The sequence below is a fragment of the Nocardioides sp. NPDC087217 genome (assembly GCF_044744805.1).
GTDB lineage: Bacteria > Actinomycetota > Actinomycetes > Propionibacteriales > Nocardioidaceae > Nocardioides.
Genome location: NZ_JBIUZB010000001.1, coordinates 318,893 through 338,921, shown reverse-complemented (window position 1 = coordinate 338,921; position 20,029 = coordinate 318,893). Strand labels below are relative to the sequence as shown.

The following is a 20,029-nucleotide window of genomic DNA, read 5'->3' as shown; positions in this document are numbered from 1 at the left end:
CGAGGACGTGACCTCACAGAAGAGCCTGCTGCTCGTGCACGCCCACCCCGACGACGAGACGATCGCGACGGGGGCGACGATGGCGAAGTATCTCGCCGAGGGCGCCCGCGTCACCCTGGTGACCTGCACGGCAGGGGAGATGGGCGAGATCCTGGTGCCCGAGCTGGCCCACCTCGCCGCGGACCAGGACGACGCCCTGGGCGATCACCGCCGGGGCGAGATCGAGGATGCGATGGCGGCCCTGAAGGCGCCCGACGGCAGCCAGGTCGACCACCGCTGGCTGGGCGGATTCGGCAACTACCGTGACTCCGGGATGACCTGGAGCGAGGACCGCACCCACGCGCTCCCTGACCCCGACGCCCGCGAGAACGCCTTCTGGTACGCCGACCTCAACGAGGCCGCCGACCACCTCGTCACGATCATCCGCGAGGTGCGCCCGCAGGTGCTGGTCACCTACGACGAGTTCGGCAACTACGGCCACCCCGACCACATCCAGGCCCACCGGGTCGCGACGTACGCCGCCCATCTCGCCGCCGTGCCGACCTACAAGAAGGAGCTCGGCGAGGCCCACGAGATCGACCGGATCTTCTGGACCGCGATCGCGGAGAGCTGGATCCGCGAGGGGCTGCGGGCGGCCCGCGCGGCCGGCAACGAGGACGCGCTCGGCGGGATGGACCCCGAGGGTCCGCTGCCGATGGCCACCCCCGACGTCGACATCGCCGCCGCGATCGACGGCACCGCATTCGCCGACCAGAAGGTCGCCGCGATGCGCGCCTACCCCACCCAGATGGACATGGAGGAGGGGATCTTCGCGATGACCAACAGCCTCGGTACGACCGCGTGGTCCCACGAGCACTTCCGGATCGCCAAGGGAGACGTCGAAGGGACTGTCGACGGGACCACCCTGACCGACCTCTTCGCCGGGTTGTGAGGCCGCTCGGCGGCGGCCTGGCTCGTGGTGGGGCCGGTCTTCTCCTCGGTCTTGTCGTCGGGGTCGCGGCGGTCGCGGTCCACCCCTGGTGGTGGGGTCTGCCGCTCGCGTTGGCCGCGTCCTCGGCGACGCTGCTCGTGCTGCCGCGTGGGGCCGCGAGGATCGCGTACGCCGTGGCCTGGGCGATCGTGGTCGCGCTGGCCGCGACGCCGAGGCCGACGGGCGGGTATGCCGTCGCGGGCGACGTGGCGGGATACCTGATGATCTTCTGGGCCGTGCTGATGCTCGTGGTGGCCACCGCGACCGTGTCGAGGGCCGCTTCCCGGGCCGATCAGGACCTCGCCGCGAAGTGACGAACGTCCCAAGATGGGCTACGGGTTCGGCCTAGGGGGGTATAGGTCCTAGGCTCTCCCGCATGTCCCATGAGCCCGAGGCCTCCAAGGCCCCCGAGCCCGCGAAGCAAACTGACGCGGCCGGGTCCAACGCCAGCCAAGCTGGCGCGGACGATGCTGCCATCGAGACGATCATGATCCCTCAGATCGAGATCGATGCTCGTGTTGCCGAGTCGACGGGTGCTGCGCCGGTCCCGACCGATGCCGATGAGGATCCCGCCGAGGAGACCCTGCTGCGCAGCACGATGCTGCGCTCGGAGCTGCCGAAGCGCGCGCCGCTGCCGGAGGACGAGAACTTCCTCTTCGTCTCGAAGAACCGGAAGTTCGCCCCGGAGCCGGACGCGGCCGACGCCGCCCCCGACCTGGCGGACGACGCGGCGACCGAGATCGCCTTCGACCGCCAGGTCCAGGACGTCCCCGACTTCGATGACGAGCCTCTCGAGGCGACCGTCATGGGCGTCGGGCCGTTCGTCGTGAACGAGCCGGCGCCCGCCGAGCCTGCTCCTTTCGAGACGGCCTTCGAGCAGCCCGACTACGCCCAGCCGGTCGCGGCCGAGAGCAAGCCGCTCGGCACCGGCACCAAGGTCGCCGTCGCGGTCGCGGGCGGCGTCGCCATCCTGGCCTTCGCCGGGTGGGCTGCTGCGTACGCCGTGGCCGGGGAGAAGATCCCCGAGGGCACCACGGTCGCGGGCGTGGACATCGGCGGCATGACGGCCGACGAGGCGACGCCGCTGCTGGACCAGAAGTTCGCCCCGGCCCACAGTCAGCCGATCAACGTGACCGCCGGCGACAGCACGACCGAGGTCAACCCGGCCGACGCGGGCCTGAGCTTCGACGCCGAGGCGACGATCGCGAAGGCCAACGCCGTACGCAGTTGGAGCCCGGTCAAGCTGTGGAAGCACTTCACCGGCGGTGGCGAGATCGAGCCCGTCATCAAGGCCGACGACAAGCTGATCGCCAAGGTCGCGGCCAAAGTGAACAAGCGCGCCGGCACCCCCTTCAAGGACGGCGACGTCGTCATCAAGAAGGGCAAGATCAAGACCACCCAGCCGGTCGCCGGCGAGGGCGTCAGCGACGAGGCGCTCCAGACCGCGCTCGCCGGTCAGCTCCTCGTCGAGGGCGACCGCAAGGCCGACGTACCTCTCGCGGAGCTCACCCCCGACGTCGACGAGGCCGACGTCCAGGAGGCGGTCGACAAGGTCGCCACGCCGGCGGTCTCCGGCCCGATCACGCTGAAGTTCGAGAAGACCCCGGTGGAGCTGTCCCCGAAGGAGTTCGGCGACGCGATCCGGTTCGACCCCAAGGACGGCGAGCTGCAGGCCTCGGTGGCGCCCAGCAAGCTCAAGAAGGTGCTCAAGAAGGCCCTCGCCGACGACGCCGCGAAGCCGGTGGACGCGACCATCAAGATGGTCAACGGCGCTCCGAAGGTCATCCCCGCCAAGCCGGGTGTCACCTTCAACCAGAAGGACCTGGAGGCGGTCTTCCTCGACGTCGTCACGGCGCCCCAGGGCGAGCGCACCGTCGAGGTGAAGTCGAAGGTCGCCAAGCCGAAGGTCACCACCGAAGAGGCCAAGGCCTGGGGCGTGAAGGAGAAGGTCTCGACCTTCACCACCAACTTCCCCTACGCCGAATACCGCAACGTCAACATCGGCCGCGCCGCCGAGCTGGTCAACGGCACCGTGCTCGCTCCGGGCGACACCTTCTCCCTCAACGGCATCGTCGGGGAGCGTACGGCCGCCAACGGCTTCACCAAGGGCTGGATGATCCAGAACGGGATCTTCCGCGAGGACTACGGCGGCGGTGTCTCGCAGATGGCGACGACCACCTTCAACGCGATGTTCTTCGCCGGTCTCCAGGACGTCGAGCACAAGGCGCACTCGCTCTACATCGACCGCTACCCGATCGGCCGTGAGGCGACCGTCGCCTGGCCCTCGCTGGACCTGAAGTTCAAGAACAACACCAAGTACGGCGTCCTGATCCGCTCCTGGGTCAACCCCGCCAGTGCCAGCGGCCAGGGCTCGGTCACCGTCGAGATGTGGTCCACCAAGATCTACGACATCAAGGCCCGCACCGGCGAGCGCTACGACTTCAAGTCGCCGGGCAAGCAGAAGATCACCGACGGCAACTGTGAGAACACCGTCGGCGCCCCGGGCTTCTCGATCAACGTCTGGCGCGACTTCTACAACGCCGGATCGGGCACGAAGGTCGACACCGAGACCTTCAAGACCACCTACATCCCGCAGGACGAGGTCGAGTGCACCGACGAGTCGGAGAAGCCGCCGCCGCCCGCCGACCCCAACTGACCCGAGTCGGCCGGTTCTGACCGAAACCATCGCCGAGTCGGCGCGTCATGACGCGCCGGCTCGGCGATGTCGACCGTGACGCGGATCACAGCCATTCGTTGAAGCGGTCATGCGCCCGTTCCTGCTGAGTCTTCTCGCTGCTGTCGCGCTCGTTCTCGTCCCGGCTCCGCCTGCCGCTGCTGCGGGGTCGAGCCCGACCGCGATCCCGCTGCCGGGGTCGCCCTACGGAGACCCTGCCGGGTCCAACGACTGGGCGTGCGCGCCGTCGGCGGCGCGCCCGACGCCGGTGATCCTGGTGCACGGCACCTTCGGTGACCGCCGCTCGCTGCTGGACCCGATCTCGCTGGCCATGAAGCGGGCGGGGTTCTGCGTCTACTCGTTCGACTACGGCAACCGCGCGACCGGCGACATCCGGGACTCGGCCGCTCACCTGGGCGAGTTCATCGAGCGCGTACGCGAGGTCACCGACGCCGACAAGGTGTCCCTCGTCGGTCACTCCCAGGGCGGGATGATGCCGCGCTACTACATCAAGAACCTCGGTGGCGCCGCCTACGTCGAGGACCTCGTCGGCCTCGCCCCCTCGAACCACGGCACGACCATCGTCATGGACGGGACCGCGATCGGAGCCACCGGTCTGTGCCAGTCGTGTGCCCAGCAGGCGGCCGGCTCGCCGTTCCTCGTCGACCTGAACGCCGGCGACGAGACCCCGGGCGACATCTCCTACACCCAGATCGTCACCGCCACCGACGAGGTGGTCGTGCCTCACACCTCCGGCTTCCTCGCCGAGGGCCCGAACACCACCAACGTACGCATCCAGGACGCCTGCGCCCTCGACCTCTCCGACCACCTGCTCATCCCGATGAGCACCGCCGCCATCGCCCTCACCCTCGACGCGCTCACCCACGAAGGCCCCGCATCCCCGGGCCTGAAGACCTGCTGACCGCCGCCGGGAGAGGGCATCCCCGACGATGTGGTCACCAGATGGTGTGAATGGAGTCGTACGCCTGCAGCCTGCTGTCCTTGGTCACCAGGGGAAGGTTCTCGAGCATGCTCTGAGCTGCGAGCATTCGGTCGAACGGATCGCGGTGGTCCCAGTCGAGCTCACCGGCGAGGCGTGAGTGGTTGAAGTCCATCGGCAGCCGCTCCAGGACATGAAGGCGTGTGCGGTCCTCGAAGGTGGCGGCCAGGGTGCCTCCGCCGGGGAGCTTGCTGAGCCGAGCCTTGGTGGAGATCTCCCAGAGGCTCGCCGCCGAGACGAACACCTCGGTGTCGATGTCGATGACGGCCTCGTAGGCAACGGTGCTGAGCCGGTCGGGGTCGCTCACCAGCCAGATGTATGCGTGGGTGTCGAGGAGGACCCGCTCATAGGTCTTCATCGAGCGAGCCCTCCCAGGCGGCGATCTCGTCGTCGGGGAGTGGGTCGAAGAACTCGTCGGGCACGCTCACGCGCAGGCCGCCGAGAATCCGTCTGGTCGGCCTCTCGATCGGCACCAGGCGGGCGATGGCACGGTCACCTCGGGCGATGACGACCTGGCCGCCCGCCTCGACCTCGGTGAGCAGGCTCGACAAGTGTGTCTTCGCCTCCTGCACCTTCACCACATGTGCTGCATCCATAACATCCACGGTAGGTTGGTCAACCAGGTTGGTCAACCCATGGTCGTGACCCACTGAGGAGGATCAGGATGCATCTGGATCTGGTGACATTCGTCGTGCCCGACTACGACGAGGCGGTGGGCTTCTTCCGCGACGTCCTCGGCTTCGAAGTGACCGAGGACGCCCCCGCGACGACGAATGACGGCCGCCCGAAGCGATGGGTGGTCGTCCGCCCGCCGGGCGGCGGCACCGGCTTCCTGCTCGCCCGGGCCGACGGTCCGGCGCAGGTTGCGAGGGTCGGTGACCAGACCGGTGGCCGGGTCACGTTCTTCCTCCGCGTGGACGACTTCGGGGTGGCGTACGAGAAGCTGGTCGCTGCCGGGATCGAGCTCGTCGGGCCGGTGCGCGAGGAGCCCTACGGCACCCTCCAGGTCTTCAGGGACCCCTTCGGGAACCTGTGGGACCTGCTGTCGGGATGACGCGCTACGGAGTGGGCGAGGCGTAGTAGCGGCAGCGGTGGTGCTCGGTGAAGCCGAGGCCTTCGTAGAGGGCGAGGCCGGGGGCGTTGGTGGTCTCGACGTGCAGCCAGGCGGCGCGGGCACCGCGTTCGGCGCCCCATTCGAGCAGGGTGGCGAGGGCTTTGCCGGCGAGGCCATGGCGGCGGTGTGCCTCGGCGACCTCGAGGTCGTGGATGGCCAGCCAGTCGCGTTCCATCGTGCCCATGATCCGGGCGGTGTCGCCGAGAGTGATCAGCACCTGGGCGCCGCTCTCGCCCACGGTCTCGACGTGGGCGTCCTCGACGGGCGGCGGCAGCAGGCGCCGGGTGGCGGCGAGCCCGGCGAGCTGGAACTCGACAGTCACGTCCTCGGCCCAGCCGCGCGCGAGCACGGCCTCCTCGGCCGCGGAGCCGACCTCGATCTTCACCCTGGGTCGCTTGTGGCGGGTCCGGTAGAAGCCCTCGACCCGATCGATCGCCGCCTCCAGGTCGACACCGGGGTCGCCGATCGCCAGCGCCGAGTTGGGCCGTCGGCGGACCGAGATCTCGTGGTCGAAGAGCACCCACTCGCCCAACGCCTCCGAGGTGGTGCCGGGGAAGATCGCGGCGCTGAGCAGCTCGGCCTCGCGCACCCCGATTCGCAGGCGTACGTTCGGCCGCGGCGGCACCGGTTTGCCGGAGACGATCTCGGCGACGGGCACGCTCACCTGCTCCCCGGACTCGCGCTCGATGACCGCGGTGCCGTCGGCCCAGGACGTACAGATTCCGAGGATGTCGGTGAAGGCGGGGCCGCCGGTGGGGCCGGTCTCGCCGGGGACGAGGCGGCGGATCACGATCCGCTTGCCGACGACATGTGGTCCCAGGAGATGAGAAGGCACGTGGGGATACTAGGCTGTCCCCTGAAGGGCCAGCATCGCCCCTCTGACTTTCGTGATACCCCCGCTAGGAGAGCACCGAATGACGTACGTCATCGCCCAGCCCTGTGTTGACGTGAAGGACAAGGCTTGCGTCGACGAATGTCCGGTGGACTGCATCTACGAAGGCAAGCGGATGCTCTACATCCACCCCGACGAGTGTGTCGACTGCGGCGCCTGCGAGCCGGTGTGCCCGCCCGAGGCGATCTTCTACGAGGACGACACCCCGGAGGAGTGGAAGGAGTACTACGACGCCAACGTCAAGTTCTTCGACGACCTCGGTTCGCCCGGTGGTGCCGCCCGCATGGGTGAGATCGACAAGGACCACCCGTTCGTCGCCGCGCTGCCCCCGCAGAACCAGGACTGATGCCGGCCTCGATCCCGGTCTCGCAGCGGCTGCCTGACTTCCCCTGGGACAAGCTCGCTCCGTTCAAGGAGAAGGCGTCCGCGCACGCTGACGGGCTGGTAGACCTCTCGATCGGGACTCCGGTCGACCCGACTCCCGTGGTGGTGCAGAAGGCCCTTGCTGCTGCTGCGGACTCGCCGGGGTACCCGACCACGATCGGCACACCCGCGGTGCGTCAGGCCGCGATCGACTGGCTCGCCCGCAACCACGGCGTCGACGGCCTCGGGCTGGACAACGTGCTGCCGGTGATCGGCTCCAAGGAGCTGATCGGCTCGCTGCCGCTGCATCTCGGCGTCGGGCAGGGTGACCTGATCGCCTACCCGGAGCTCGCCTACCCGACCTACGAGGTCTCCGCGGCTCTCGTCGGCGCCGACACCGTCGCCACCGACTCGCTGGTCGCGCTGGGCCCGAAGGCGCCGAAGATCCTGTGGATCAACTCGCCCTCCAACCCGAGCGGCCGGGTGCTCCCGGTCGAGCACCTGCGCAAGACGGTCGAGTGGGCGCGCGAGCGCGGCACGCTGCTGATCTCCGACGAGTGCTACATCGAGTGCGCCTGGGACGTGGAACCGATCTCGGTGCTGCACCCCGACGTCTGCGGTGGCTCCTACGAGGGCATCCTCGCCGTCCACTCGCTCTCCAAGCGCTCCAACCTCGCGGGCTACCGTGAGGCCTTCGTCGCCGGTGACGCCTCGGTCCTCGGCGAGCTCCTCGCGGTCCGCAAGAACCTCGGCCTGATGATGCCGGGCCCGCAGCAGGCCGCCATGGTGACCGCGCTCGGCGACGACCAGCACGCCAAGGAGCAGCACGCCCGCTACGCCGCCCGGCGCACCAAGCTCAAGGCGGCGCTGGAGTCGGCCGGCTTCCGCATCGACCACTCCGAGGCCTCGCTCTACCTGTGGTCGACCCGCGACGAGGACTGCTGGGCCACTGTCGAGTGGCTCGCCGAGCGCGGCATCCTCGCCGCTCCCGGCGTCTTCTACGGTCGCGCCGGCAGCCAGCACGTACGCATCGCCTTCACCGCCACCGACGAGCGCGTCGACGCGGCCGTCGCCCGCCTCTCGGCGTAGCCGGGCGGGGTTTGCCCCATACGTGAAGATTGGTGGAGTGAGCGCACAGCCGGGGACCCCGACGGGCCCGCCGACCATCCCGCCCCCGGGTCCGCGCCCTCCTGCGCCGGGCCCTCACGGGCCGAGACTCCCCGAGCCGGCGCGCGAGGCGCTGCGGAAGTCCGCGCGGGAAGCCCGCAAACAGCTGCGGCCGGTACGCAAGCACCTCATCGTCCTCGGCGTCGTGATCGCCGTCGCCCTGGTCTTCGCGGGCCTGCGGCTCCTCGGTGTCGGGGTCGGCGGCATCCCGGTCCTCGCCCGCGAGGCCTGCACCGTCACCTCCGAGGGCGAGACCTACGACCTCTCCTCCGAGCAGGCCGAACGTGCCTCGGCGATCGCCGCCCAGGCCGTACGCCGCGGCCTGCCCGCCCGCGCGGCCTCCGTCGTACTGGCGGTCGAGCTCGCCGACCACTCGCTCGAGCGGGATCCGGCGAAGGCGGCCGGCCTCTACGACCGGCTCTCCGGGGTCGCCGACTATCGCCAGCGGTCCGTCCCGGGCGTCGCCCAGCAGATCAGCGACGGCTCGCGTGACGGCTACCGCGACGCCGAGCCCGAGGCACGGGCCCTGGCCTCGGCGCTGACCGGCAACACGCCTGAGGCATTCTCCTGCGTCGTCAAGGGCGGTTCCGAGGAGGTCCCGGACAGGCTCAGCGGCGCCGGGCTCACCTCGCGTGCGGAGGCGCTGCGCGAGGACGTACGCAATGTCTACGGGGGCCTCCCCGAAGGCGGCTTCCAGCCCGGCGGGGTGACGACCGGACACATGGTCGGCTCGGCCCACTACGAGGGCCGCGCGGTCGACTACTTCTTCCGGCCCGTCAACGCCCGCAACAACATCAGGGGCTGGTCCCTGGCGCAGTACCTCGTCGCCAACGCCGACCGCCTCGACATCGAGACCGTCATCTACGACGACCGCATCTGGACCAAGTTCCGCTCCGGCGCCGGCTGGCGCGACTACGAGGTTCCGCCCCGCGGCGGCGACCAAGCCATCCTCGAGCACCGCGACCACGTCCACGTCGACGTAGCCGACTGACGCCGAGGCGTCACGTACGTCGGCCGAGAGGTCGCTCGCGTCGGCCGAGTGGGCACCCAGATGCCATCTCGTCCGACCGGGGTGACGCCTCGACCGACGGGGGTGACGCCTCGGCGGGTGGGGTCAGGCGAGGGTGACGACGATCTGGTCGCTGGTGACCTTGGGGGTGTCGGCCCACTCCTCGTCCTTGCCGGCGGACCAGGTGCGGCCGTCGTAGGCGATGGAGGTGGCGCCGAACTCGCTGGCCCGGGCGAGTACGTAGTGGGCGACGGCCCAGCCGTTGCGCTGGCCGGTCTCGCCGGCGTCGACGGGGATGACCACCGTGCTGCCGTCGACCCGGGCGCGGCCGACCATCTGGCCGAGCAGCTGGTTGACCTCGGTCTTGGTCGCCTGGGGCTTTCCGGAGCCGGCCTCGGGCTCGTCGATCCGGCAGGTCAGCGCGGCGGGGGAGTAGCCGCTGATCGCGGAGGCGATCGCGCGGCCCTCGCCCTCGTGGTCGGCGTACGCCTCGGGGTAGGCCGAGCGCTGCACCTCCTGCGCCGCCTCCGTGACCACCATGTCCTCGTAGCCCTCGATCTTCACCAGCGCGTCGTAGAACTTGTTGGTGGCGTAGACGGGGTCCTGGACCTGCTCCTCGGTGCCCCAGCCCATCGACGGGCGCTGCTGGAAGAGGCCGAGCGAGTCCCGGTCACCGTGGCTGATGTTGTAGAGCTTCGACTCCTGGATCGCGGTCGCGATCGCGATCGTGGCCGCCCGGGCGGGCAGGCCGCGCTTGAGCCCGAGCGCCGTGATCACGGCGGCATTGCCCATCTGCTCGGGGTCGAAGCGCGCCTCGTACTCGCCCGCGACCGCCGTGCACTGCTGCAGGTCGGGCAAGATCGAGTCCAGCTTGTCCGTCGCGGCCTGGACGACCCAGTAGATGCCGCCGGCGATCACGCTGAGCACCACCACGGCGGTGAGAAGCTTCTTCAAATCGGCACTCTGCTCTTCGGTGAGTGTCAGTTGGCGTGGAGAGCGGCGTTGAGCTCGATGCCCTCGCCCTTCCACGGAACTGCCTCGATGGCGCCGCTGACGGAGTTGCGGCGGAAGAGGATGTTGGAGGCGCCGGAGAGCTCGCCGGCCTTCGTCACGGTGCCGTCGGGAAGCGTGACCTTGGTTCCGTACGTCACGTAGCACCCGGCCTCGACGACGGCGTCGTCGCCCAGAGAGATGCCGATACCGGAGTTGGCACCGAGCAGGCAGCGCTGGCCGATGGAGATGACGGCCTTGCCGCCACCGGAGAGGGTGCCCATGATCGATGCGCCGCCACCGACGTCGGAGCCGTCGCCGACGACGACACCGCCGGAGATCCGGCCCTCGACCATCGAGGCGCCCAGGGTGCCGGCGTTGAAGTTGACGAAGCCCTCGTGCATCACGGTGGTGCCGGAGGCCAGGTGGGCGCCGAGGCGGACGCGGTCGGCGTCACCGATCCGGATGCCGCTCGGGACGACGTAGTCGACCATCCGCGGGAACTTGTCCACGCCGTAGACGGTCACGTGCTGGCCCGCGGCACGCAGCCGGGCGCGGGTCAGCTCGAAGTCCTCGACGGCGCACGGGCCGGCGCTGGTCCACACCACGTTGGTGAGCAGGCCGAAGATGCCGTCGAGGTTCTGCCCGTGCGGCTGCACGAGGCGGTGGGAGAGGAGGTGGAGCCGCAGCCAGACGTCCTCGGTGGTCTCGGGCGCCGTGTCGAGGTCCTTGACCTCGACGAGGGCGACCCGCTGGGTGACCTGACGCACCTCGTCGGCGCCCTCGAGCGCGGTCAGCTCGGCCGGCGCCGTCGCGTCGGCGGGCTTCTCGCCCAGCTGCGGCGCGGGGAACCACACGTCGAGCACAGAGTTGTCGGCGGCGTACGTCACGAGGCCGAAGCCCCAAGCTGCATTCGTCACGGGGCGCAGTCTAGTGGCCGAGCCTGAGCGGTCCCTTATCGACGGTCTCGACGTGCGAACATGTGGTGGTGAGCGAGCGTCAGCGAGTGAACCGACAAAACAACACGCGACCGCGTCCGTATTCTGGCGCTTGCGCTACGGAGGTGGTCGCGTGAGTAAGAAGAGCGCGCCGCCGATGCCCCAGCTCCTCCAGGCCGACGACGGCACCTGGACCCTGGAGATCCCCGGGGTGGCGACCAGCAAGGGGCACCCGGCGCCGGAGTGGGCGATGGCGAAGGGTGTGGAGGTCGTCCGCCGCGCCGCCTCCGACATCGTCCGCAGCTGGATCAACGGCAAGCCGGTGAGCGACGCCGAGAAGCAGGTGGTCCTGCTTGTCACCCGAGGTGACTCGCAGGTCTACGCCTGGCTCGACGCCGCCTTCGCCGACGACAGCCCCCGCTAGACCGCTAGCAGCAGCGCGCCTGCGGGTTGTGCTCCTTCTCGTCGGCCCGGTGGCGTTCGAACGCGCGCCGGCTCATCGGCTCGACGCCCTCGCGCTCGCACCGGGTGACGTACTCGTCCCACTTCGCCTCCCCGGTCGCCTGGCGGAGCAGCCGCCAGGCGCCGGAGAAGCGATCGGAGACACGCTCGGCGAGCAGACTCATGAGACCGGCGTCTTCTGGGACGCCTCCCACTCGCGTACGGCTTCCTTCTCCTCCTTGGTGGCGAAGAAGTCAGAGGGCGCGACGATCTTCGACTCGACCTTCGGGACCTCGGTGGTCGGCAGCGAACCGCCGGCGCGGATCGCCTTGACCACAGTCACCGCGGCACCGGCGACGATCACGATCACCAGCACGGCGAACGCTGCCTGCAAGATGCCGCTCTGGGTCGAGTTGTAGATGATCTGATCGACGTCCCCGGGGGTCTTCGCAACCCCGTAGAGCTCACCGGCGTCGCGTGCCTCGCGCGCGGCAGAGGCCTGGGCGAAGTAGCCGATCGCGGGGTTGTCGCTGAACACCTTCTGCCAGCTCGCCGTCATGGTGACGATGAGGTCCCAGACCAGCGGGATGCCAGGCACCCACGCGAACTTGGCCAGACCGTGCTTGAACATCAGCACCGTGGCCAGGGTCAGGGCGACGGCGGCGAGCAGCTGGTTGGCGATGCCGAAGAGCGGGAACAGCTGGTTGATCCCGCCGAGCGGGTCACCGACGCCGATCCAGAGCATGTAGCCCCAGGCCAGTACGACCAACGCGGAGGCCGACCAGGCCGCCGGCCGCCAGGAGGTGTCGGCGTAGCGCTTCCAGACGTTGCCGATCGTGTCCTGGAGCATGAACCGGCCCACGCGGGTGCCGGCGTCGACGGCGGTCAGGATGAAGAGCGCCTCGAACATGATCGCGAAGTGGTACCAGAAGGCGGCCAGGCCGCCACCGAACGCCTCGCTGAAGATCAGCGACATCCCGAACGCCAGGGTCGGGGCGCCACCGGTGCGGGAGATGATCGTCTCCTCCACGCTGGCCGCGGCTGCCTCGAGCTCGGCCGGGGTGATCGTGAAACCGAGCCCGTTGACGAAGGCGGCCGCGGTCTCCGGGGTGCCTCCGGTCGCGCCGGCGGCGGCGTTCATCGAGAAGTAGATGCCCTGGTCGATGACCGAGGCCGCGATGAGGGCCGAGATCGCCACGAACGACTCCATCAGCATGCCGCCGTAGCCGATCATCCGGACGTGGCTCTCCTTGGCGACCATCTTCGGCGTGGTGCCGGACGAGATGAGCGCGTGGAAGCCGGAGAGGGCGCCGCAGGCGATGGTGATGAAGACGAACGGGAACAGCTTGCCGGCGAAGACCGGACCCTCGCCGTTGGTGGCGAAGTCGGTGACGGCCTCGTTCTGCAGCACCGGAGCGGCGAGGATCAGGCCGACGGCCAGCAGCACGATGACGCCCACCTTCATGAAGGTGGAGAGGTAGTCACGCGGGGTGAGCAGCATCCACACCGGGAGGATCGAGGCGATGAAACCGTAGACGACCAGGCAGATCACCAGCGTCTCGTGGGAGAGGGTGAGGGCGTTTGCCAGGCCCATCTCCTCGACGTACCCACCGCCGATGATGGCCAGCAGCAGCAGCGCGACGCCGATGACGGTCACCTCGCTGACGCGGCCGGGACGCAGGTAGCGCAGGTAGAAGCCCATGAAGAGCGCGATCGGGATGGTGAGGCCGATCGAGAAGACACCCCACGGCGACTCCGCGAGCGCATTGACGACGACCAGCGCGAGCACCGCCAGGATGATGATCATGATCGCGAAGACGGCGATCAGCGCGGCCACGCCGGCGACGGTGCCGATCTCCTCGCGCACCATCTGACCGAGGCTCTTGCCGTCGCGGCGCATCGAGAAGAACATCACGACCATGTCCTGCACGGCCCCGGCGAAGATGACGCCGACGATGATCCAGATCGTGCCGGGCAGGTAACCCATCTGCGCGGCCAGCACCGGGCCGACCAGTGGGCCGGCGCCGGCGATCGCGGCGAAGTGGTGCCCGAAGAGCACGCGCCGGTCGGTGACGTCGAAGTCCTGCCCGTTCTCCAGCCGCTCGGCCGGGGTGGCCCGGGTGTCGTCGACCTTCAGCACCTTGTTGGCGATGAACTTCGAGTAGAACCGGTAGGCGATCGCGTACGAGGCCAGCGCGGCGAACAGGATCCACAGCGCCGAGACCTCCTCGCCTCGGGACAGGGCGAGCACGGCCCAGCAGACGGCGCCGACGACAGCGACGGCGCTCCAGATGACAACAGACTTCACGTTGGGCCCGGTCCGTGGGCCCGGGCTGGTGGGGTTGGCGGTCGACGTCGACATGGTCTCCCTCTGATTCAGCGCGCGGTAACGGTCGTTGTGACCGCTGTCTCAGCCTAGTCTCAGGAAACCGCCTGGTGGGCGGGGGAGGGGCTACTGCCCGGTACGCCCGTCGATGACCTCGCGCAGCAGGTCGGCGTGACCCGCGTGGCGGGCGTACTCCTCGATCATGTGGACCAGGATGTCGCGGATGCTGGTCGACTCGTCGTCGCGGCCGAGGTCACGGGTCTCGCCGAGCATCGTGTCGTCGATCGAGTCGAGCCACTCGTCGGCCGCCGCGACCTGCTCACGCCAGCTCGCGAACGCCTCGTCGACCGACTCCTGGGTCGGCTCCACCTTGTGGAACCCACCAGTGGGGTCGTCGGCGTCGAGGCGGGGGATCTCGAGGTTCTCCTTGAGTACGCGCTCGAACCAGCCGTGCTCGACCCGCGCCATGTGCCGGATCAGCCCGAGCAGGCTCAGGTCGCTCGGCGGCACGCTCTGCTTGGCCAGGTCCTCCGGACCGAGGTCCTGGCACTTGAGCTCGAGGGTGAGCCGGTAATGGCGCAGGTAGTCCCGGTACGTCGCCAGCTCTCCGACGGCCTGCTGGTCCTGGTGGCGTGGATCCTCGCCCTCGGGAAGCCAGATTCCGTCGAAGCCCACCTGTCGCTGATCACTGCTCATGGGCTCACCCTTGCGGAACGAGCGCCTTTCGGCCAATGATTTCAGCCGGAGAAGCTGGGCGGCCGCTTCTCCAGGAACGCGTTGATGCCCTCGCGGCCGGAGGCCGAGCCCCCGAGCGCGGAGATCGACTGCGCCTCGCGGCGCAGCCTCGACTCGGGGTTGGGGTCGGCGACGTCGCGGATCAGGTGCTTGGTGCTCGCCAGCGCCTCGGGGGAGCCGGCGAGGAGGGTCGCGACGACCTCGTCGACCGCGGCGGCGAGCTCCTCGGCCGATACGACGCGGGCGACCAGTCCGGCCTCGAGCGCCTCGGTCGCGGAGAGCATGTCCCCCAGCAGGGTCAGCCGGAGCACCCGGTGCAGGCCCAGGGTGTGCACGAGGAGCGACCCGCCGCCGTCGACCGACAGCCCGACCTTGGCGTACGCGAGGCTGAACTTCGCCTTGTCGGCGGCGATCACGATGTCGGCGGCCGCCGCCAGCGGGAACCCGACCCCTGCGGCGGTGCCCTGGACGGCGCTGACCACGATCGCGTCGCAGCGGACGAGCTCGGTGATGATCCGGTTGGCGCCCTCGGCGAGCTCGAGGATGAACGGCCCCAGGTCGTCGGCGGCGGCAAACCCGGCCAGGTCACCCCCGACGGAGAAGTACTTCCCCTCCGCCGCCAGCACGATCACCCGCGCCGAGTCTGCCTTCGCGCGCAGGATCGCCGCCAGCATCTCCGCGCCCGCCTCGGGCGTGAAGACGTTGCCCCGGTCCGGGTTGGTCATCGTGATGCGCGCGCAACCGTCGGCGTACTCGTAGCGAATCAGGCTCATGCGCGCATCCTGCCAGGTGCCGAGGTGGCTTTCAGGCCGGGCGGGTGAATTCTCCTCTGCCGTCGTCGCGCGTCGTTATCGTCGCTCCGTGGCATCACCATCCGAGTTCACCGTCGCCCCGATCCCAGCCTCTGACACCTACCCGCTGCGAGCGGCGGTGCTCCACGGAGGTGCACCTCCCGAGGCTGCGAAGGTGGCCGGTGACGACCATCCTGGCGTGATCACTTTCGCTGCTCGGGATGTCGACGGTGTCGTGGTCGGGTGTGCTGGATTGTTCCCGGAACGGTGCCCTGATCTGCCCGATCACCAGGGCCAGGGGTGGCGCGTCCGGAGGGTAGCGACGGCGCCCGAGTGGCGAGGCCGAGGCGTGGGCGCCGCCGTCGTGAGCGCGGCGATCGCCCATGCCGCAGATCGCGGCCCGGGCCTGGTGTGGTGCAACGCGACGACGTCCGGTCAACGCCTCTTCGCGCGTGCGGGATTCGAGCAGCTCGGTGAGCCGTGGGTGGACCAAGAGTTCGGGCCGAACGTGCGTATGTGGCGAACGGTCTCAATCCCGCCTGGGACAGAGGGTCCGACCTCGTGAATCTGTTCACGAGGTCGGACCCTCTGTCATAGGAAGCGCGGCTAGGGTCATCGCGTGATCTCGGACGAGCGATTCACGGTCAGGCGGGTTCCCGTCGAGGACACCTATGGGCTGCGGGCGAAGGTGTTGCGCAACGGAGGGCCGCCGGAGGCAGCGAGAGTGCCCGGGGATGACGGTCCCGAGGTCGCCACGTACGCGGCGGTGGATGTGGACGGGAGTCTGATCGGGTGCGTCGGGCTCTTCCCGGAAGCATGCCCTGACCTGGCCGAACACCCCGGGAAGGGGTGGCGGATCCGGGGGATGGCGACGGCGGACGGGTGGCGCGGCAAGGGTGTCGGAGCCGAGGTGCTGCGGGCCGCGCTGGACCATGTCGCGGCCAGAGGCGGTGGGCTGGTCTGGTGCAACGCACGTACGCCGGAGGTGCCGTTCTACAAGAGGGCCGGGTTCGTCGAGATCGGCGAGCCGTGGGACGACCCGGAGATCGGTCCGCACGTGCGGATGTGGCGCGCGGTGTAATCGGGTTCGCGTGGCGGGCGCCGGGCGGCGTACTCTCTTCCTTACAGGCGTTTGAGCCGTCATCAGCGGCGAGCCCCGGGAAGAAAGCCTCCAGGTGGATCGAAGGCAAGTAGAACCCGGCGGGAGTGGCCCGTCATAGCCGAGAATGAGTGGCCCTGGTTTCGACAAGCTCAACCACCGGTGGAGCGTGGCCGACCAGGGCAAGCAGGGTGGTACCGCGGTCGAAAAGATCGTCCCTGTGGTGAAGACAAGCCCACTACCACCCAGCAGGAGATGCGTCGATGGCCTATCCGAAGGTCAACTCAGCCACAGTCCCGGCCAGCCCACGCTTCCCGGAGATCGAGACGCAGATTCTCGATTACTGGAAGAAGGACGGGACCTTCCAGGCGAGCATCGACAACCGTGATGCCGGCGAGAACGGCGAGAACGAGTTCGTCTTCTACGACGGCCCGCCGTTCGCCAACGGCCTGCCGCACTACGGCCACCTGCTGACCGGCTACGTGAAGGACATCGTCCCGCGCTACCAGACGATGCGCGGCAAGCGCGTCGAGCGGCGCTTCGGGTGGGACACCCACGGCCTGCCCGCCGAACTCGAGGCGATGCGCCAGCTCGGCCTGAAGACCACCGACGAGATCGTCGAGATGGGCATCGACAAGTTCAACGCGGCCAGCCGTGCCTCGGTGCTGAAGTACACCGGCGAGTGGCGCGACTACGTCACCCGCCAGGCGCGCTGGGTGGACTTCGACAACGACTACAAGACCCTCAACCCCGACTACATGGAGTCGGTGATCTGGGCGTTCAAGACGCTCTACGACAAGGGCCTGGTCTACGAGGGCTTCCGCGTCCTGCCCTACTGCTGGCAGGACGAGACCCCACTGTCCAACCATGAGCTGCGGATGGACGACGACGTCTACAAGGACCGCCAGGACCCCGCGGTCACCGTCGGCTACGCGCTCGATGCCACCGGTGAGGACGAGGTCCTCGACAACGCCCACATCCTGATCTGGACCACCACGCCCTGGACCCTGCCGTCCAACCTCGCCGTCATGGTCGGCTCCGAGATCGACTACGTCGTGGTCGAGGGCCCGGTCCCGGGCACCGACAAGACGGCCAAGTACCTCCTCGCGGAGGCTCGCCTCGCGGCGTACCAGAAGGAGCTCGCTCTGCCCGATAAGGAGGGCGACGCCGACGAGCCGACGATCCTCGGACGATACAAGGGAGCCGAGCTGCTCGGCCGCACCTACCAGCCGCCGTTCTCCTACTACGCCGGTCACCAGAACGCCTTCCGGATCGTGGCCGCCGACGACGCCGTCACCACCACGGACGGCACCGGGGTCGTCCACACCGCCGGTGCGTTCGGTGAGGTCGACAAGGAGGTGACCGACCGCGAGAACATCGAGGCGGTCATGCCGGTCGGCAAGGACGGACGCTTCACCGCGCCGGTGGTCGACTACGCCGGTGTCCAGGTCTTCGACGCCAACCTGCAGATCATCGACCACCTCAAGGCGGTCACCCGCGGCGAGACCGGGGGATCGGTGACCGCGGGCACGATCCTGCTGCGGCGCGAGTCCTACAACCACTCCTACCCGCACTGCTGGCGCTGCCGTCAGCCGCTGATCTACAAGGGCGTCTCGAGCTGGTTCGTCGAGGTCACCAAGATCAAGGACCGGATGCTCGAGCTCAATCAGCAGATCCGCTGGGTGCCCGAGCACATCCAGGACGGCCAGTTCGGCAAGTGGCTGGAGAACGCCCGCGACTGGTCGATCACCCGCAACCGCTTCTGGGGCTCGCCGGTGCCGGTGTGGAAGTCCGACGACCCGGCCTACCCACGCCTGGACGTATACGGCTCGTTCGCGGAGCTGGAGCGCGACTTCGGCACCCTGCCGAAGGACGCCGAGGGCAATCCCGACCTGCACCGGCCGTACGTCGACGACCTGGTCCGTCCCAACCCGGACGACCCGACGGGCAAGTCGATGATGCGCCGGGTCTCCGACGTCCTCGACGTCTGGTTCGACTCCGGGTCGATGTCGTTCGCCCAGAACCATGTTCCGTTCGAGAACGAGGAGTGGTTCCAGCACCACTTCCCGGGCGACTTCATCGTCGAGTACATCGGCCAGACCCGCGGCTGGTTCTACACCCTGCACATCCTGGCGACCGCGCTCTTCGACCGCCCGGCGTTCTCGAGCTGCATCAGCCACGGCATCGTGCTGGGCTCCGACGGCCAGAAGATGTCCAAGTCGCTTCGCAACTACCCGGACGTCAACGAGGTCTTCGACCGCGACGGCGCCGACGCGATGCGCTGGTTCCTGATGTCCTCGCCCATCCTTCGCGGCGGCAACCTGGTCGTCACCGAGCAGGGCATCCGGGACTCCGTACGCCAGGTGATGATCCCGCTGTGGAACAGCTGGTACTTCTTCCAGCTCTACGCCAACGCGGCCGACCTGGAGACCACCGGCTCGACGGCGTCCGAGGACCCGCTGGACCGCTACGTCCTCGCCAAGCTGCGCGACTACGTCGCCGAGATGACCTCGGCGATGGACGACTACTACGTCGCCGAGGCCTGCGAGGCGACCCAGCGGTTCATCGATGTGCTCACGAACTGGTACATCCGGCGGAGCCGGGAGCGGTTCTGGAACGAGGACAAGGCCGCCTTCGACACCCTCTACACGGTGCTGGAGACGGTGACCCGTCTGGTCGCGCCGCTGCTGCCGCTGACCACTGAGGAGATCTGGCGTGGTCTCACCGGTGGCCGCTCGGTGCACCTGGCCGACTACCCGGTCGTCGAGGATCTGCCGGCCGACGCCGACCTGGTCGCCCGGATGGACGCGGTGCGCACGGTCTGCTCCTCGACCTCCGCCCTGCGCAAGGCGCGCAAGCTCCGCAACCGCCTTCCGCTCGGTGGCCTGACGGTCGTCGGTGCCGACATCGCCGGCTTCGAGGAGATCGTCGCCGACGAGGTCAACGTCAAGTCCGTACGGCTGCTCGCCGCCGACTCGGAGGAGGCCGGCACCTACGGCATCGAGCAGCGGCTCGCCGTCAACGCCCGTGCCGCCGGTCCGCGGTTGGGCAAGGACGTCCAGAAGGCCATCAAGGGCTCCAAGTCCGGTGACTGGTCGGTCTCCGAGTCCGGCGAGGTCGTCGCCGGTGGCCTGGCGCTGGTCGAGGGTGAGTACACCCTGGAGACCGTCGCCGGTGCCGCCTCCGACGACATCGCCGTCTCGATGCTGCCCAGCGGTTTCATCGTCCTGGACACGGTCGTCACCCCCGAGCTCGCCGCCGAGGGCCTCGCCCGCGACCTGATCCGCGCCGTCCAGCAGGCCCGCAAGGACTCCGGCCTCAACGTCGAGGACCGCATCACCCTCTCGGTGACCGGCTCCGAGACCGTACGCCAGGCAGCCACCACCCATGCCGACCTCATCTCCCGCGAGACCCTCGCCACGACGTACGACGTCGTCGACTCGCTCGAGGGCAACCCGGTCGACCTGGGCGACGGTGAAAAGGCCCAGATCGCGGTCACCAAGGTCTGAGCCTGCGACCC

21 protein-coding genes are annotated in these 20,029 nt (G+C 69.1%); 12 read left to right on the top strand and 9 right to left on the bottom strand.

The window, feature by feature from the left end:
* The first annotated feature begins 7 nt into the window (after window positions 1-7).
* The 4 genes from mshB to ACIO3S_RS01735 all read left to right on the top strand — a co-directional run bounded on the left by mshB (window position 8) and on the right by ACIO3S_RS01735 (window position 4,566).
* Window positions 8-931, top strand: coding sequence for an N-acetyl-1-D-myo-inositol-2-amino-2-deoxy-alpha-D-glucopyranoside deacetylase (gene mshB, locus ACIO3S_RS01750; RefSeq protein ID WP_400458774.1), 924 nt, complete (start codon window positions 8-10; stop codon window positions 929-931).
* Complete coding sequence (locus ACIO3S_RS01745) at window positions 928-1,284, top strand: hypothetical protein (RefSeq protein ID WP_400458772.1); 357 nt, start codon at window positions 928-930, stop codon at window positions 1,282-1,284. Before mshB ends, ACIO3S_RS01745 begins: the two co-directional genes overlap by 4 nt.
* Window positions 1,285-1,346: 62 nt before the next feature.
* Window positions 1,347-3,626 carry a VanW family protein gene (locus ACIO3S_RS01740; RefSeq protein ID WP_400458771.1) on the top strand — a complete coding sequence of 760 codons (2,280 nt, stop codon included), beginning with the start codon at window positions 1,347-1,349 and terminating at the stop codon, window positions 3,624-3,626.
* Between the two features lie 109 nt (window positions 3,627-3,735).
* A complete protein-coding gene (locus ACIO3S_RS01735; protein ID WP_400458770.1) occupies window positions 3,736-4,566 on the top strand; it encodes an esterase/lipase family protein in 831 nt (276 codons plus the stop codon).
* A 34-nt stretch (window positions 4,567-4,600) separates the two neighbouring features.
* Here ACIO3S_RS01735 and ACIO3S_RS01730 read toward each other — a convergent pair whose 3' ends face one another.
* The gene (locus ACIO3S_RS01730; RefSeq protein WP_400458769.1) at window positions 4,601-5,002 is read right to left on the bottom strand and encodes a type II toxin-antitoxin system VapC family toxin; all 402 of its coding nucleotides are present in this window, start codon (window positions 5,000-5,002) and stop codon (window positions 4,601-4,603) included.
* Complete coding sequence (locus ACIO3S_RS01725) at window positions 4,989-5,240, bottom strand: type II toxin-antitoxin system Phd/YefM family antitoxin (RefSeq protein WP_350720710.1); 252 nt, start codon at window positions 5,238-5,240, stop codon at window positions 4,989-4,991. The genes ACIO3S_RS01730 and ACIO3S_RS01725 overlap by 14 nt, the downstream gene beginning before the upstream one ends.
* 68 nt (window positions 5,241-5,308) lie before the next feature.
* Here ACIO3S_RS01725 and ACIO3S_RS01720 point away from each other — a divergent pair, with 68 nt between their 5' ends.
* Window positions 5,309-5,698 (top strand): VOC family protein, encoded by a 390-nt coding sequence (locus ACIO3S_RS01720; RefSeq protein WP_400458768.1) that lies wholly within the window; start codon window positions 5,309-5,311, stop codon window positions 5,696-5,698.
* Window positions 5,699-5,702: 4 nt separating this feature from the next.
* Here ACIO3S_RS01720 and ACIO3S_RS01715 read toward each other — a convergent pair whose 3' ends face one another.
* Entirely contained in the window at window positions 5,703-6,593 is an 891-nt protein-coding gene (locus tag ACIO3S_RS01715) for a GNAT family N-acetyltransferase (protein WP_400458767.1), read from the bottom strand.
* Window positions 6,594-6,672: 79 nt separating this feature from the next.
* Here ACIO3S_RS01715 and fdxA point away from each other — a divergent pair, with 79 nt between their 5' ends.
* The 3 genes from fdxA to ACIO3S_RS01700 are packed head-to-tail and all read left to right on the top strand — an operon-like array spanning window position 6,673 to window position 9,171.
* Window positions 6,673-6,996, top strand: coding sequence for a ferredoxin (gene fdxA, locus ACIO3S_RS01710; RefSeq protein ID WP_008358813.1), 324 nt, complete (start codon window positions 6,673-6,675; stop codon window positions 6,994-6,996).
* Window positions 6,996-8,102, top strand: coding sequence for a succinyldiaminopimelate transaminase (dapC, locus tag ACIO3S_RS01705; RefSeq protein WP_350720716.1), 1,107 nt, complete (start codon window positions 6,996-6,998; stop codon window positions 8,100-8,102). The genes fdxA and dapC overlap by 1 nt, the downstream gene beginning before the upstream one ends.
* 37 nt (window positions 8,103-8,139) lie before the next feature.
* Window positions 8,140-9,171, top strand: a complete 1,032-nt coding sequence (locus tag ACIO3S_RS01700; protein WP_400458765.1) for a hypothetical protein — start codon at window positions 8,140-8,142, stop codon at window positions 9,169-9,171.
* A gap of 123 nt (window positions 9,172-9,294) precedes the next feature.
* Here ACIO3S_RS01700 and ACIO3S_RS01695 read toward each other — a convergent pair whose 3' ends face one another.
* Entirely contained in the window at window positions 9,295-10,143 is an 849-nt protein-coding gene (locus tag ACIO3S_RS01695) for a hypothetical protein (RefSeq protein WP_160024787.1), read from the bottom strand.
* Between the two features lie 26 nt (window positions 10,144-10,169).
* The gene (dapD, locus tag ACIO3S_RS01690; protein ID WP_400458764.1) at window positions 10,170-11,099 is read right to left on the bottom strand and encodes a 2,3,4,5-tetrahydropyridine-2,6-dicarboxylate N-succinyltransferase; all 930 of its coding nucleotides are present in this window, start codon (window positions 11,097-11,099) and stop codon (window positions 10,170-10,172) included.
* 151 nt (window positions 11,100-11,250) lie between these two features.
* Between dapD and ACIO3S_RS01685 the strand changes: the two genes are divergently transcribed.
* The gene (locus ACIO3S_RS01685) at window positions 11,251-11,541 is read left to right on the top strand and encodes a hypothetical protein (protein WP_400458762.1); all 291 of its coding nucleotides are present in this window, start codon (window positions 11,251-11,253) and stop codon (window positions 11,539-11,541) included.
* A 4-nt stretch (window positions 11,542-11,545) separates the two neighbouring features.
* Here ACIO3S_RS01685 and ACIO3S_RS01680 read toward each other — a convergent pair whose 3' ends face one another.
* The 4 genes from ACIO3S_RS01680 to ACIO3S_RS01665 form a co-directional block, all read right to left on the bottom strand.
* Window positions 11,546-11,743: a YbdD/YjiX family protein gene (locus ACIO3S_RS01680; protein ID WP_400458760.1), complete on the bottom strand. Its 198-nt coding sequence runs from the start codon at window positions 11,741-11,743 to the stop codon at window positions 11,546-11,548.
* Window positions 11,740-13,920: a carbon starvation CstA family protein gene (locus ACIO3S_RS01675; RefSeq protein WP_400458758.1), complete on the bottom strand. Its 2,181-nt coding sequence runs from the start codon at window positions 13,918-13,920 to the stop codon at window positions 11,740-11,742. Before ACIO3S_RS01675 ends, ACIO3S_RS01680 begins: the two co-directional genes overlap by 4 nt.
* A 90-nt stretch (window positions 13,921-14,010) precedes the next feature.
* Window positions 14,011-14,580, bottom strand: coding sequence for a DinB family protein (locus ACIO3S_RS01670; protein ID WP_400458756.1), 570 nt, complete (start codon window positions 14,578-14,580; stop codon window positions 14,011-14,013).
* A 41-nt stretch (window positions 14,581-14,621) separates the two neighbouring features.
* Window positions 14,622-15,392 (bottom strand): enoyl-CoA hydratase/isomerase family protein, encoded by a 771-nt coding sequence (locus ACIO3S_RS01665; RefSeq protein ID WP_400458754.1) that lies wholly within the window; start codon window positions 15,390-15,392, stop codon window positions 14,622-14,624.
* On the opposite strand from ACIO3S_RS01665, the gene ACIO3S_RS01660 reads away from it, so the two are divergent.
* From ACIO3S_RS01660 to ileS, 3 genes are all read left to right on the top strand, one after another.
* Window positions 15,391-15,975 carry a GNAT family N-acetyltransferase gene (locus ACIO3S_RS01660; RefSeq protein ID WP_400458753.1) on the top strand — a complete coding sequence of 195 codons (585 nt, stop codon included), beginning with the start codon at window positions 15,391-15,393 and terminating at the stop codon, window positions 15,973-15,975. The genes ACIO3S_RS01665 and ACIO3S_RS01660 overlap by 2 nt on opposite strands.
* 54 nt (window positions 15,976-16,029) lie before the next feature.
* A complete protein-coding gene (locus ACIO3S_RS01655; protein WP_400458751.1) occupies window positions 16,030-16,491 on the top strand; it encodes a GNAT family N-acetyltransferase in 462 nt (153 codons plus the stop codon).
* A gap of 281 nt (window positions 16,492-16,772) precedes the next feature.
* Window positions 16,773-20,018 carry an isoleucine--tRNA ligase gene (gene ileS, locus ACIO3S_RS01650; protein ID WP_400458749.1) on the top strand — a complete coding sequence of 1,082 codons (3,246 nt, stop codon included), beginning with the start codon at window positions 16,773-16,775 and terminating at the stop codon, window positions 20,016-20,018.
* Window positions 20,019-20,029 lie beyond the last annotated feature (11 nt).